The following is a 14106-nucleotide window of genomic DNA, read 5'->3' on the forward strand; positions in this document are numbered from 1 at the left end:
TCTGGGGCAGGTCAAACTGTCGCCCAACCCTGCAGCAGCCCAGAGTCTTGTGACTCAGGAGTCGTCGGTGATGACTCGCTTCGCTGTCAACTGGGAGGTATGCCCGCGACGACGAACGGTATGTCAGCCACTCAGCCCTGCTCCAGGAGGATGTCGGCGGCCCGTTCGGCGAGCATGGTCACCGGCGCGTGTGTGTGTGCTCGTACGATGCCTGGCATCGCCGAGGCGTCCACCACACGCAGGCCCTTCAGGCCCCGGACCGCGAACGTCGGATCGACCACTGCCCGGTCGTCTGCTCCCATCCGGCACGTACTCACGAGGTGATGGATGCTGCCGCCGGTCGCGCGGACATAGCCGGCGATCTCCTCGGACCGCTCGGACAGCGCCCCGTCCGTGAGCGGCTCGCCCAGCCACTTCGCGAACTCCGGATCGCGCAGGATGTGTTGTGCGGCACGCACACCGTCCACCAACGTGGCCAGGTCGCTCCCGGCCTCGTCTGAGAGGTAGCGCGGATCGATCAGCGGAGCGTCGTACGGATCGTCGCTGCGCAGGGTGACCGCACCGCGGCTCCGCGGTCGCAGGAGGATCACGCCGAGTGCCAGGCCGTGTTCCGTCGGCCGTTGGTGGTCACCCAGGGGGACGACCAGGTGGACCACCTCGATGTCCGGGGCCGTGAGTTCCCCGCGGGTGCGCAGGAACAGCAGCGCTTCGGAGATGATCGAGTCCAGGGTTCCGCTGCGATCCCGCAGGTACTGGCTGATCTGCTCGGGCGAGACGTCCGTGCCCGGCGACCGGAAGCCGCGGGCTTCGAAGGCCAGGGGGACGAGCAGGTGGTCCGTCAGGTCGCGGCCCACCGACGGGAGGTCCCGGATCACCGGGATACCGTGCGCGGACAGTTCCTCGTACGGCCCCACTCCTGACAGCAGTAGGAGATGCGGGCTCCCGACGGCTCCCGCGGAGAGGACCACCTCGCGCCGCGCCCGCAGGATTTCCAGCCCGGAGGCTCCGTCGACCTCCACCCCGACCGCCCGGGTGCCCTCGAACAGCACGCGACGCACGAGTGTGTCGGCCACCACGGTCAGGTTCGGCCGGCCGCGCGCCGGATCGAGATAGGCGTCGGCCGAGCTGTGCCGTACTCCGTCACGGTGGGTCGCGCGGGCCGGCGCGTACCCTTCCTGGACCTCGGTTGCCGGCGCGTGCCCCAGGCGGGCGCAGGCGTCGACGAATGCCGGGGTCACCGGAAGCGGGTAGCGGAGTCCTGCCAACTGGATCCGCCGCTCGGCACGTTCGAAGTACGGCTGGAGGTCGGCATGGCCCCAGCCGTCGAGGCCGGCCTGAGCCCAGCCGTCGTAGTCCGCGCGGTGTCCGCGGGTCCACAACTGTGCGTTGATCACCGAGGAGCCGCCCAGCGCCTTGCCGCGCGGGATCGGTACGGAGCGGCCGGCGAGGCCTGGCTGGGGCACGGTGGAGAAGTTCCAGTCGAGGTGGCCGCCGAACAGGCGCGGGAACAGTACCGGTACCCGAACCTCGGGCAGGTCCTGCGGGTTCGCGGACCCGGCCTCGATCAGGAGCACCTGCGCCGCGCCGTCCGCACTGAGTCTGTCGGCGAGCACACACCCGGCGGAGCCGGCCCCGACGATCACGTAGTCCCACTTGTTCTCCGGGTGGCGGTTCTCGGACATGGGGCGGCTCCTTCTGTCTTTCGGTGCTACTTGGTCTTGCGGTGGTACTTCTCTGGGCTGTGGGTCAGCGTCCGGCGGGCACGCCGTCGTCTTCTTCTGTTTCCGTGGGCACCGAGGCTGCCGTCACCTCGGCCGGGGCCTTGAGCGGACGGCCGCGCAGGACATGCCGTACGAGGGCCAGTCCCGACAGCAGCGCGACCAGGCCGCACACCCCGCTCCAGCCGAAGGCCGAGTAGGCGCGGACACCTAGCCAGGAGCCGGCGCTCCCGCCCAGGAACGCGCAGGTCATGTATGCCGTGTTCAGGCGGGCGCGGGCCTCCGGGCGCAGGGCGAAGATCCTGGCCTGGTTGGCGACCTGGCCCGACTGCATGGCCACGTCGAGCAGCAGCATCCCGGCGCCGAGCCCGATCAATCCGACGGCTCCGCCGAGGTTGCCGGTCAGCAGCAGGGCACCGGCGGCGATGGCGCCCACCATGCACACGAGGTTCACGGAGTCGGGCCCGGGGCGGTCGACGCGCCGCCCGGCGAATGGAGTGGCGAACATGCTGGCCGCTCCCACCAGGGCGATCACACCGACGGCCGGGGTGCCCAGGTCGTAGCGTGGACTGGTGACGAACAGCGCGAGTGCGGTCCAGGCGGCGCTGAACGCGGCGAACACCAGCACCTGGTACTGGCACGAGCGCCGGAGCAGCGGCTCGGTGCGCAGCAGCCGCAGGGAGGCGGCCAGGAGCGCCGGATAACGCTGGTCGGTGGCCGGAGTCGTGCGCGGCAGGGCGCGGGCCATTGCGAGGGCGAGGACCAGGATCAGAGCGGCCGCGACCAGGTAGGGGGCGCGCCAGCCCAGCCACTGGCCCAGGACGCCGGAGAAGGTGCGGGCCAGCAGAATGCCGCCGATCAGGCCGGACAGGAGGGTGCCGGTCACCGCACCTCGGCGCTCGGGGGCGGTCAGGCCCGCCGCCATGGGGATGAGTATCTGCGGGACCACCGTGGTCAGACCGACCAGCACGCTGGCGACGGCGAGGACGGGGAGGGACCCGGCCGTCCCCGCCAGCACCAGTCCCGCGCCGGTCAGCAGCAGAAGCGTGGTGACGAGCCCGCGGTGGCGCAGCCGGTCGCCGAGGGGCACCAGCAGGAAGATGCCCGCGGCGTAGCCGAGTTGGGCGCAGGTGACCACCACGGCCGCGGATTCGGCGGTCACGTGCAGGTCGTCGGCGATCAGCGGGCTGACGGCCTGGGGGAAGTAGACGTTGGCCACCGCGATGCCGCAGGCGATGGAGAGAAGCAGGATCAGTCGCCGGCTCAATGTCGGCGAGGCGCTGGAAGGAAGGCCGGCAGTCATGACACTCACCTCGACCAGGAGGAGGTACGGAGACAGGGAGTCGGAAAGGGCGGCGGAGCGCCGCCGGGACCGGCGGCACGGGGCCGCCTGGGAGCCCGGAAATCGGGAACCGATTTAACCGGTTCCTCGACGGTACCAGTAAAACCGGTTCCGCAGTAGGGTGGTTTTCATGTCTGCCACTTCCGCTCCGGCGGCGCCCCGTTTCCGCAGCGGCTCCGGTCGGCTCTGCCTCGACTTCATGCGCACCCTGCGACTGCGCGGCATGAAGGGCGCCACCGAGGAACTGGCCACCCCCGAGGCCCTGGCCGCCTGGGTTGCCCAGCTGGGTCCGTACCCAGCCGGCACCGCCGTCCCGGCGCCGACGGAGGCCGTACTGCGCCAGGCCCAGGGCCTACGGGAGGCGGTGCATGCGCTCTTGACGGCGGCCCGCGGTGACAGTGGCCCCGTCGGTTGCCCTCCGGAGGCTCGCGATCTGCTGAACCGTTCCGCCGCCGCAGCGCCGCCTGCGCCCGCGCTCGACAGGAGCGGCGCGTTGGCCTACTCCGCTGCGGACCCCGTCGAAGCGGTCCTCGCCGACATCGCCCGCGACGCGCTCGTCCTCGCGACATCCCCTGCCCTGGAGCGGGTGCGTGCGTGCGGTGGCCCCGACTGTGCCGCCTGGTTCCTCGACACCTCACGGCCCGGCAACCGGCGCTGGTGCTCGATGGAGACATGCGGGAACAAGGCGAAGAAGTCGACGTGGCGCAGTAAGCACGAGTCCGTGAGCGGAGGGTGAGTGCGCTGCGGCAGGGCGGGCGGTCGGGTCACGAGTGAGCCGTGGAACTCATGCTTCTGGGTGAGGCGAGGTGAAACGTTTCTCTATGAAGCGGGGTGACATGCCGCTTCCGTGATGGGGCCGGACCGGTCCCGCAGCGAGAGGAGTCACATGAGGAGCAAGATCATCACCTCGGCGGCCGCCTGTGCTGCGATCGTCACGGCGCTCCTGGCCAAACCGTGGAGCAGGCGCCCCACCGATCAGGCGTCCGGCGCCGAGCAGCTGACGGGAAAAGCTGCCGATTCCAGCACCTGCCCTACGTGTTGCAAGCCGGGGTCTTCCTGCAAGAAGCACGCGTCCTGAGCGCCATCCGCAACGCGCCTGCCGCCTCGAAGAGAGACGGCAGGCACACTTCTTTGCGCGTGTCTGAGAGCCCGCCCGTCGCCGTCTTGCGTCAGGAGCGCCCGTCGGCCGACGCTTCGGCCGAGGAAGGCAGGGGGCCGATGACTCCGACACCCGCGGGGTCGGCTCCGCTCAGGTGTCCCGCCCCGATCGACCGGGGCAGCACGGCACGTACCCGGGTGCCCTGCGGCATCCGGTCGATCGCGCAGAGTCCGCCGATCTCGGCGGCCCGCTCCACCATGGAGTGCAGCCCCACTCCACAGGACTGCGGATCGGGGTCGGGTTCGCAGCCGATGCCGTCGTCCCGCACGGTGAGCGTGAGCCGGTCCGCATCGACGCACACCCGCACCTGCGTGTGTTCGGCCCGGGCGTGGCGCAGCGCGTTGTTCAGCGCTTCGGCGGCGATCCGGTAGACCGCCACCTCGACGGCTGCCGGGAGAGGCGGCAGGGGTGAGGGGGCGAGGTCCACGTCGATCCGGGTCCGGGAGCCGTCGAAGGTGCCCACGAGCTGGCGAAGGGCGCCGGTGAGGCCCAGTTCACCTAGGGGTATGGGCCCCAGCCGCTCGGTGATCCGCCGGACCTCCGTGATCGCCATGCCGAGATCGTCGGAGACGGTGCACAACGCGTTTCGCACCGGATCGTCGTCGGTCAGACGCATGGTCGCGTTCTCGACCCGCAGCCGGAGTCCGGCCAGGGTCGGGCCGAGCCCGTCGTGGATGTCGCGCCGCAGATGGCGCCGTTCCTCCTCTCGTACCGTGACGATCCGTTCCCGGCTGGTCCGAAGTTCCTCCTGGAGACGGAGTGACGCGAGGGTCGGTGCGGCCTGGTTGGCCAGAGACGTGAGGATGGCGGTGTCCAGGGCGTCGAGCCCCGTCTCTCCTTCGCGCGGGCTGACCGACATCCGGCCGATCACGGCCCCGTGGTGGAGCAGGTCGAAGTCCTGCGGGTCGGAGCCCAGCCGGCCGGCCCGCGCGAGCGGACGTGGGCCGGCATGTGTGTGCACGACGAGAGCCGCACCCGGAAGCCGCAGGCTCTCCACCACAGTGGTGCACAGGGTGCCCGGGGTCTCCTCGGGACTGACCGCACGGCTCATGCGTCGGGCGAGGGTGTCCAGTACCTGGTAAGGGTGCGCTCGGTCCCCGTAGAACAGGCGGTCCACGAGCCCGGTCGCCCACACCATGGTGCGGCGCAAGCTGGCGCCCAGCACGAAGGCCAGGGCCATCAGAACCAGGGCGTCGCCGGTCCGGCCCAGGGCCAGGCCGGTGGACAGGGCGGCGGCGGCCGCGACGTAGCCGGCGGTGAGCACCGTCGTCACCATCAGTCCGGCGAGCATCCGCCGCGCCAGGCGGCTGATCCGCCAGGAGCCGGTGCGCACCACGAAATAGGCGAAGGACGCCGTCCAGAGGACCGCGCCGGCTACGTAGAGGCAGAAGCCCAGCCAGTAGTTCGTCTCGTACAGGTAGCGGTAGGCCGTCTGACCGCCCCCCATCACCACGTAGCCCGACACCACCACGAGGATGGGACGTCTCTGCCGGGCCTCGGCACGGCCGAGCCGCATCAGCAGCACGGCCGCGCTCACGCCCATGAGCAGGTAGTAAGTCACCTCCTCGGCGGTCGCCAGACGAGTGTCCAGTGACGCCGCTGTCTCGCCCCACCATCCGCCGGCCAGCGGATTGGGCGAGCCGAACCGCTCGGCGAGTCCCGCATAGGAGAACACCTGCGGCACCATCCACAGAGCGACACCGGCCACGTAGAGCCGCCACCACCGGCTGGTCAGCCGTCCATGGGGGAACCACAGCGGCAGTGTGTACCAGAGCGTGCCCCAGACCAGGTTCGCCAGCATGTCCAGGACGACCACCAGGCCACGCACCACGGAGCCGGGCTCTTCCACCCGGACGACGGCAGCCGCCGCGGACGGCAGGACCGCGGAGACTCCGAAGGCCAGCAGCGCCCAGCCGGCCGAGCAGCCGGGACGATGGGCGTGCAGGAGGATTCCCCCGGCGACGCTCGCCAGACCACACGGCAGAACTGACAGCTCCTGCGCGCTCATCGCCACCCCGGGATTCCCGAGGTGGGCCAGGAGATAGCAGATCCACAGCCCGGCGAGGACGACAGTGGCCGCAGCGCACAGCGACGCGGCGGCCAGCTGTCGGTCCCCAGTCGTCCGGCGAACAGCCCCCGTCATTTGACCACTCCATGAAGTCATCTCAACACCTATAGTAATCAGCGTGACTGAGGAGACCTTCCCGAGGACCGATGCGGACACGGTGCACGTCCTGCTGGTCGACGATCACCCGATGTTCCTCGAGGGACTGCGCGGGGTCTTCCTCCCCCAGGACGGATTCCGCGTCGTCGCGGTGGCGGCCTCCGCCGACGAGGCGATCGCGCTGAGTCTCAGCGCCTCGCCCCAGGTGGTGGTCCTCGACCTGGGACTGCCCGACGCCTCCGGCATCGAGGTCACGCGCCGCTTGCTCGCCGACCGCCCGGAGGTCAAGGTGCTGGTGCTGAGCATGTCCGACGACGACGGCAACGTCCTTGCGGCCATGCGGGCCGGCGCCCATGGCTATCTGGTCAAGGGCGCAGACCGCGAGGAGATCCTGACCGCGATGCGTACGGTCGCGCGCGGCGGGGCCGTCTTCAGCCCGCTGGTCGCCGGACGGCTGCGCACGTTCTTCGACTCGCTGGCCGCCGCGCCGGGACGGAGCGCGTTCCCGGAGCTGACACCGCGGGAGCTGGAGATCCTCGACCTGCTCGCCAGTGGGCTCAACTACCGTCAGATCGCCCGGCACTTGACCATCTCGGACAAGACGGTCCGCAACCACATCACCAACATCTTCACCAAGCTTCAGGTCAACGACCGGGCCCAGGCCATCGTCCGGGCACGCAACGCGGGACTGGGCGCGGCCGCTCTGCCGCCTCCCGGCGTCCACGGCTGACAGGGTTTCGAGCCCTACTCTCATGGCGACCTCCTCGTAGGACACCCCCGCAGGCCAGTCTTCTGGCCCCGTACACCCAGCCGCATGAGACGCCCAGCCCCTCTTTGTCCCGGGACAGGACCCCACGCATACGGCGTTTCCGTCCCGCTCCCGTCCCGCCCACGGCAGGGCCGAGGAGGGGGGCGCCGGCTCAGGTGCCCGGGACAGCGGGCCCCGCACGCTTGTGACATGCCCCGCCGCCGCACGAAGCACAGGGCGGCGAACGGCAGTCAGTACACCGCCGTGCGAAGGAGGTACCACCGTGACCGCCTATACAGCCCGCGTGGGACGGGTGCCCGCTCCCGCCCCACGCCCGTCGCTCCTGGAGACGGCAGCGATCCCGGCCGGAACCGAGGAGTGGCTCGACCGGATCGACGCGGTCGCGCCGCTGATCCGCGAGCACCGGGACCGGGCGGAACGGGACCGTGTCACGCCCGAGGCCGTCGTCGAGGCACTGCGGGATGCCGGCGTCCACCGCATGTGGGTCGGCCGCCACTTCGGAGGCGGGCAGGTCAGCCTGGCCACCGGTTCCGCCGTGCTCCAGTACCTGGCGCGGCTGGACGCTTCGGTCGCCTGGCAGATGGGAGTGCAGGGCGCCATCGGCCGGCTGTCCGACTACCTCCCCGAACCGGCCGCCCGTACCGTCTTCGCGGAGCACGACGGTCTGGTCGTGGGCAACGTCCATCCGACGGGCCGGGCCCTCCGGGTTCCCGGCGGCCACCGGCTCACCGGCACCTGGGCGTTCGCCAGCGGCTCCGCGCACGCGGACTGGCTGGTCTGCGCGGCCACTGTGGAGGACACGGACGAGCCGGACTCCTCGACCCGCCTGCTGTTCGTCCCCCGATCGGCGACCAGGCTGCTCGACACCTGGCACTCCGTCGGCCTGCGCGGCACCGGAAGCACCCACTTCGAGGTCGAAAGGGCCTTCGTCCCGGACGAGCTCACCGTCGACGGAGCCGCACTGCTCCGTCCGCCCTCGCGCCGTGCGTCGCGCGCATACGACATCGGCTACTACGACTTCGGCCCGTTCACGTCCGCCTCCACGGCCCTGGGGATCGCGCAGGACGCCGTGGAGACGTTCCGCGGGTTGCTGTCGAAGGCCCCCTCCGGCGGCTTCGGTCCCGTCGTGCAGGCGGGCTTCGCGCGGGCCGAGATGCGGGTGCGGCGGGCCGGTCTCCTGCTCGCCGACGCGGCCGAGCGCACCTCGGTGCACGGCCAGGACGGCGGCGAACCGCTCAGCGCGCTCGTCAAGCTGACCGCGGCGACCGTCGCCGAGGACACCACCGCAGCCGTCGACGCCGTCTACGACCTCGCCGGCTCACGCGCCGTGTACACCAGCGGCCGGCTCGAACGCTGCTTCCGCGACATCCATACGGCGGTCAAGCACATCACCTTGTCGCCGACGCACTTCGAGACCGTCGGCCGGTACCTGCTCACGGACGGCCCGGTCCTGCACCGCTGAGGCTTCCCGACTGCCGTACAGCCCAAGGAAAAGAACAAAGAGAAAGAGCCAGGAGAAGTACCACCATGCATGAGAACAGCACCCAGTACATGAAAGCCCTCCATCTGCTCGCTCCCCGCAAGACGGTCCTCGCGGAGCTGCCCGTCCCGAAGACCCCGGCCGACGGCCTGCTGCTGAAGACGAGGTGCGTGTCCATCTGCTCCACCGACATCTCGTTCTACGAGGGTCACCTCTACCCGTCGGAGTACCCGATCATCCTGGGCCACGAGTACCTCGGAGAAGTCGTCGACGTCGGACCGCAGTTCACCAGCTCCGTGGACATCTCGGTCGGTGACCGGGTCGTCTACTGGGGGCAGACCGACTTCGGCGGGTTCGCCGAATACCGTTCGGTGCGGCCCGTGTTCTCCGGGGAAGCCAAGGAGGACCACTTCTGGGCGGACCGGAACTTCTTCGACGACCGCAGGGCGGCCGCCGTGAAGGTCCCGGAGTCGCTCGGCGACCTGGAGGCGTCGTTCATCGAGCCCACCACAGGCGCGCTGCGGTCTCTGCTGACGCATCCGCCGAAGGTCGGGGACAAGGTCCTGATCCTCGGCACCGGCCCGATCGGCATCATCGCCGGCAGCGTCATCAAGCGCCTCTTCGCCCCCCACAGCGTGGTCTCGGTGGACGCCAACCCCCGGCGTAACGCGCACGCCGAGGAGCACTTTGCCGAGCGGGCACACCTCCCCGGCGAATTGGACCGGGACGTCCCGGAGAACACCTTCGACTACGTCTTCGACGCGCTTCCCACGGTCAAGGTGACCGACCGGGAGAAGGACCCGCGCCGGCTGGCGATGCGCAAGCTCAAGCCGCGAGGACAGTACGTCCTGTATGGCGCCTCGCAGGAGATGCAGCAGTTCGACACCTGGCTGATGCTGGCCAAGGGCCTCAACATCAGCTCGGCGCCGTTCGACGTCACCAGCTTCCCGATGCACAAGACGGCCAACGTGATCGTCGCCGCGGCTCACATGCTGTCGACGGGGATCGTGGACGGCAAGGCACTCCTGTCCACGGTGTGCCCCTTCGACGACTACGGCCGGCTGGTGGACATCCTGGCGAACTACCGGACGACGACAGACCTCAAGACCATCATCGACTTCCGCACGCCGACACTGCCCCAGCGCGAGCCGGGTGTCATGGAGGTGGATGTTCTCGAAACGAATGTTCTGGACGGGAGCCCACGATGACCGCGAGGACCCTCGACCGCCAGGCGTTCACCGGGACGATGGCCCGCGTCCCCGCTCCGGTGACGGTCACCACGACCGTCGACCGGGCGGGACGGCAGTGGGGCTTCACCGCGAGTTCGTTCTCCTCGTTGTCCTTGGAACCGCCCCTCGTCCTGGTCTGCGTCGGCAGGACGGCGAGTGTGCACGCCGCCTTCACGTCTGCTCGGCACTTCCTCGTCAACGTCCTGGCCGAGCACCAGGCCGAGGTGGCGGCCCGCTTCGCCGCACGGGGCGCGGACCGCTTCGCGGCGGGCGACACGGAGCCCTGCGAACTGGGGCTGCCGGGCCTGCTCGACGCCGCCGTACGCGTGGCCTGCCGGGTCCACGAGGTCCTTGACGGCGGCGACCACAGCATCCTGGTCGGCCATGTCGAGGCCACGCACACCGGTCCCCGCACGCCCCTGCTGTACTGCGACCGCACCTTCGACTACCCTGCACTCCTCCATCGGGCCGAGAACGGGTAGACAGGTTCACCAGGGCTCCGACGCGTAAATATCTGCAGGTCGGGGTGGGTATGGGCAGGGTTGAGCGCCCGGTGGCGGTGGTGGGGCGCCGGGCGTGCGGCCTTGATTCAGGCTGTGGCCGTGCTCTCGATGAGGTTGAGGATGACGGTGCAGCCGAGCTGGTTGAGAGGACGTTCGTGTCATCTACGCGGCGGTTTACGGTAGTTGCCCATCAGCAGGGCGGCGGGGCCGGCGGCCGCCGTGGCGGTGAGCAGCGTACGGCGGCGCATGGGGTCCTCCTCGGCGTCACGCGGACTGGCCGTCACTCTAGTGGCCACCGGTGCCGATGCGGGGTGAGGCGCCAGCGAAGTCGTCAGGATGTGTCGGGGCACGCCGACTTCGAGCGCGGCCCGGTGCACGAGGGTCAAGTCGACGATCCGTGTGCGGCGTTCCAGCCGGGAGCCGGTGGCGGGTGAGCAGCCGATCCGGTCTCCGAGCACAGCGAGTGTCCAGGCGCGATGCTGGCGTCCGAGTCGGATGAGCGCGCCGGGGCGCCGCTGCGCGGCTAACTCCAGTGCTGTCGTGCTGTTCCAGAGCGGGTCAACGGGCACAAGTCCTCCCACACCGCACAGACGGGAGGTTCTTCACAGTACGGGGGCCGGCCGGGCGCGTCGAGGCTGCTTGCACGATGTGCAAACGCCTTGCACGACAGGAGAGTTGGTAACCGCTTGGTCGTTGGGCGCGGTGTGCTGAGCTGCATCGCCCCGATCCCCGGGGCGCGTCCATCGGAGGCATTCCATGGGAACCACTGCTGCTGCATCCCGCCCGGCCGCCGACCCGACAACCGGACCGGTCCGCGCCGCGCGGGAGGTCGTGCCGGCAGGTTTGTGGGACAAGCAGGTCGGACTCCTGGTGCGGGACTACCCGTACGACTCGGTCATGGCAGCCCGGGTCCTGGACCAGGGGTACGCGTACTTGCTGACCGCGATGAAGCACCAGAGCCAGTCGCTGGGACTCGCCCCGAGCAAGCTCGTCGACATCGGCGTTCACACGGTCATCCTGGACACCGTGGCGTACGCCGAGCTGTGCGAGCGGTTCAACGACGGGGTGTTCCTGCATCACGTGCCCAAGATCGACATGAAGCACAACGGGTCCGTGATGAAGATGGCGCGCATCGTCGCCGCCGACGGCTGGGAGGTTGACCTGTCGCTGTGGGCGGACGCCGCCGAGTGCGGGCCGTGCCACCCGGGCAACGACTCGCACTGTCGGCGGCCTGGGATGCGTCCGTCTCGGCGGTCAGCCTCTTCGTGAGTGATGTGGCGTCATGCCTCACCGCAAGAGTCGAGGTGGGGCCACTTCACCCCGTCACCACCCCTCAATGCACCCGCGGGCCCCACCACATGGGGCCGCTCGAAGACGTCGCCCAGGGGCCGTTGAACAACGTCACAGCCATCCTGGACCGCGAACTGTCCGCCGGCGCGAAGCGGTTGCGCGACTCCTATCGTGCCCAGCACCGTGCCGCACACGTCCTGCTCCCGCCGCCTGGCGTCGGCACCGAGGCCGGCACCGTCGGCACGGCGATCGACCAGCGGCTGCGCCTGGCCTTCACCACGGCCGTGCCCGTCGACGACGCCTCCCTGATCGGGATCGAGTTGTCGGGCGGGTTCGGCGGCCGCGGCGCGGGCCTTTGGATGCGCGCTGCCGGAAACGAGCTCGCAGTGCGGCTGACCGAGACGGTGCGGCGCCTGGACCTCGACAACCGGGATCTGCCGATCGACCACGGCCAGGACGAAGAGGAGGACCTGGCCCGCATGCTCATCGCGGCGGCCTGGTACCAGGTCCTCGCCCGTACGCCGATCGGCTTCGCCTTCACCCCGCTCGCCAACGCCGCCCTCGAGGACCCCCGGCGCCGTCACGCTCTCGCGGCTGTGGCAGAGATGTCCCAGCGCACGGCCTGGCAGCTGACCGGCTACCTGCTGCTCGATGCCGTCGACCGGTACCGGATCGACACGGTCGGCCTCTACCTCTCCCGCTCCGGGGTCCGTGCGGACCCGGCCGCCGGGCGGTGTGGCGTGACGTCCAGCAGTGCGGTGCGTTGATCAGGAAGTTGCGGTCCGCTGCCGTGCACGGTCACGTCAATGCCGCCGATTCGAGGGGGAGGTTCCGTGGAGGCCAGCAACCTGCACCACCGCTACGGGCGGCGTACGGTTCTGAGAGGGGTTGACATACGTCTGCAGGGCGGCGTCCTTGCCGGAGTCGTCGGCGAGAACGGCGCCGGTAAGTCGACGCTGCTGAAGATCCTTGCCGGTGAACTGCGGCCCGACCGCGGCACCGTCCATCACCACGGCGGGTTCGGCTATTGCCCGCAAAGTGTCGTCCTCAACGGTTCTTTGACGGTCCGCCATCATCTCGAACTGTTCCGGACCGCCTATGGACTGCCCGACTTGCACCGCGCCAGGGAGATCATGGAGCGCCTGCACTTCGCTGACTACCTCGACGAACGCGCCGAGGCGCTCAGCGGAGGCACCCAGCAGAAGCTGAATTTGACCCTGGCTCTGATGCACGACCCGCAGACGCTGCTGCTGGACGAGCCCTACCAGGGCTTCGACTGGGACGTTTACCTGTCCTTCTGGGACCTCGCCAGCCACCTGCGCGATGCCGGGCGTTCCGTGCTCGTCGTCTCCCACCTCGCACATGACACGGACCGCCTCGACGAACTCTGGCACCTGGACCGGGGTGTGCTGCGCGCGCAGCGGAAGGAGCCGGTGTGAAGCGGCATCTGATGCTCTTCAGCACCGCCAGCCGATATGAGCTTGTTGTCCATGCCAGCAACCGGTTCGCGATGCTCCTGGTAGCCGCCTTCGTGCCCACCTGGAGCGCAGTGGCCCACCTCGTCGTCCCGAGCGCCCGGGTCCACTTCCGGCTGCGGGCCACCGGCCGCATCTTGACCCCCACCGGCAACCAGCTCACCCAGGTCACCAGCGCCATCAACGCCGTCACACTGATCACCGGCTTCATGATGTTCGCCGCGACCTTTGCCAGCGGCCGCTTCGACCGCCGCCTTGTACTGGCCGGTTACCCGCGCACCCACCTCGTGCTGGCCAAGACCGCCGCGCTCGCGGTTGCCTCGGTGGCGATCGCTGCCTATGCCACCGCAATCGCCTGCTTGTCCTGGACTCCGCAGCAGCCCCTGTTGCTCGCCGCCGCACTGTTCTGCGCGTCGATGACCTACGGCGCCCTCGGTGTCGTCTTCGGAGCCCTCCTGCGTCGCGAGGTCGAAGGAATGTTCGCGCTGGTCATGACCAGTGTCCTCGACACCGCCCTGCAGAACCCCATCGTCAGCTCCGGCGCCAACAGTTGGGCCATCGCCTGCCTCCCCTCCTACGGCGCCGTCCAGGCCTCCACCGCCGCCGGCTTCACCGGCACGCCGCTGCGCTCCTGCCTCGCCCTCCAGCTCACCTGGTTCGCCGGGGCCGCGCTCCTCGGCCTGCTCGCCTTCCACCGACGCACACACAACGCTCTGTCCGCCACCCCGGGTGCGGCAGCACTCGCCGGGTCCCGAGCGGTGCTGGACGAGCCCGCCGAGCCGAGGAAGACGCTGGCTGCGTGCCGACCGCACCCGAGGCCCCAGAACCACCCGTTGGTTGAGAAAGAGAGATGACCGAGGTCCAACAGAGCGTGCAGTCCCCGCGCTGACGCGACGTCATTCGGTACAGCGCGGCCGCTGCAGGCGCGCCATGACCGCAGGCTCAAGGCCCGCCCGACTGGCGAACGTCCGCGTTAC

Annotated in this window: 13 protein-coding genes; 9 read left to right on the forward strand and 4 right to left on the reverse strand. The window is 69.9% G+C overall.

Features of this window, described 5'->3' with window-relative positions; genetic code table 11:
- Positions 1-131: 131 nt before the first annotated feature.
- Together ACN6LB_RS37210 and ACN6LB_RS37215 are read right to left on the reverse strand one after the other, a co-directional pair.
- Positions 132-1682, reverse strand: a complete 1551-nt coding sequence (locus ACN6LB_RS37210) for a GMC family oxidoreductase (RefSeq protein WP_445029719.1) — start codon at positions 1680-1682, stop codon at positions 132-134.
- A gap of 64 nt (positions 1683-1746) precedes the next feature.
- Positions 1747-3021, reverse strand: a complete 1275-nt coding sequence (locus ACN6LB_RS37215) for an MFS transporter (protein ID WP_445029720.1) — start codon at positions 3019-3021, stop codon at positions 1747-1749.
- A gap of 169 nt (positions 3022-3190) precedes the next feature.
- Here ACN6LB_RS37215 and ACN6LB_RS37220 point away from each other — a divergent pair, with 169 nt between their 5' ends.
- On the forward strand, positions 3191-3796 hold the full coding sequence (locus ACN6LB_RS37220; RefSeq protein ID WP_445029721.1) for a CGNR zinc finger domain-containing protein: 606 nt from the start codon (positions 3191-3193) through the stop codon (positions 3794-3796).
- Between the two features lie 433 nt (positions 3797-4229).
- On the opposite strand, the gene ACN6LB_RS37225 is transcribed toward ACN6LB_RS37220, so the two are convergent.
- Positions 4230-6362, reverse strand: a complete 2133-nt coding sequence (locus tag ACN6LB_RS37225; RefSeq protein ID WP_445029722.1) for a sensor histidine kinase — start codon at positions 6360-6362, stop codon at positions 4230-4232.
- Between the two features lie 43 nt (positions 6363-6405).
- On the opposite strand from ACN6LB_RS37225, the gene ACN6LB_RS37230 reads away from it, so the two are divergent.
- The 4 genes from ACN6LB_RS37230 (at position 6406) to ACN6LB_RS37245 (ending at position 10343) form a co-directional block, all read left to right on the forward strand.
- Positions 6406-7113: a response regulator gene (locus ACN6LB_RS37230; protein WP_445029723.1), complete on the forward strand. Its 708-nt coding sequence runs from the start codon at positions 6406-6408 to the stop codon at positions 7111-7113.
- A gap of 301 nt (positions 7114-7414) precedes the next feature.
- On the forward strand, positions 7415-8614 hold the full coding sequence (locus tag ACN6LB_RS37235) for an acyl-CoA dehydrogenase family protein (protein ID WP_445029724.1): 1200 nt from the start codon (positions 7415-7417) through the stop codon (positions 8612-8614).
- A 65-nt stretch (positions 8615-8679) separates the two neighbouring features.
- The gene (locus ACN6LB_RS37240; RefSeq protein WP_445029725.1) at positions 8680-9840 is read left to right on the forward strand and encodes a zinc-dependent alcohol dehydrogenase; all 1161 of its coding nucleotides are present in this window, start codon (positions 8680-8682) and stop codon (positions 9838-9840) included.
- The gene (locus tag ACN6LB_RS37245) at positions 9837-10343 is read left to right on the forward strand and encodes a flavin reductase family protein (protein ID WP_445029726.1); all 507 of its coding nucleotides are present in this window, start codon (positions 9837-9839) and stop codon (positions 10341-10343) included. Before ACN6LB_RS37240 ends, ACN6LB_RS37245 begins: the two co-directional genes overlap by 4 nt.
- Before the next feature lie 179 nt (positions 10344-10522).
- On the opposite strand, the gene ACN6LB_RS37250 is transcribed toward ACN6LB_RS37245, so the two are convergent.
- Positions 10523-10933 (reverse strand): hypothetical protein, encoded by a 411-nt coding sequence (locus tag ACN6LB_RS37250; protein WP_445029727.1) that lies wholly within the window; start codon positions 10931-10933, stop codon positions 10523-10525.
- 187 nt (positions 10934-11120) lie between these two features.
- On the opposite strand from ACN6LB_RS37250, the gene ACN6LB_RS37255 reads away from it, so the two are divergent.
- From ACN6LB_RS37255 to ACN6LB_RS37270, 4 genes are all read left to right on the forward strand, one after another.
- Complete coding sequence (locus tag ACN6LB_RS37255) at positions 11121-11633, forward strand: hypothetical protein (protein WP_445029728.1); 513 nt, start codon at positions 11121-11123, stop codon at positions 11631-11633.
- 89 nt (positions 11634-11722) lie between these two features.
- Positions 11723-12421 carry a hypothetical protein gene (locus ACN6LB_RS37260; protein WP_445029729.1) on the forward strand — a complete coding sequence of 233 codons (699 nt, stop codon included), beginning with the start codon at positions 11723-11725 and terminating at the stop codon, positions 12419-12421.
- Positions 12422-12487: 66 nt separating this feature from the next.
- The gene (locus ACN6LB_RS37265; protein WP_445029730.1) at positions 12488-13093 is read left to right on the forward strand and encodes an ATP-binding cassette domain-containing protein; all 606 of its coding nucleotides are present in this window, start codon (positions 12488-12490) and stop codon (positions 13091-13093) included.
- A complete protein-coding gene (locus ACN6LB_RS37270) occupies positions 13090-13983 on the forward strand; it encodes an ABC transporter permease (protein WP_445029731.1) in 894 nt (297 codons plus the stop codon). The genes ACN6LB_RS37265 and ACN6LB_RS37270 overlap by 4 nt, the downstream gene beginning before the upstream one ends.
- Positions 13984-14106: the final 123 nt, after the last annotated feature.

Source organism: Streptomyces sp. SAS_270 (genome assembly GCF_052543295.1).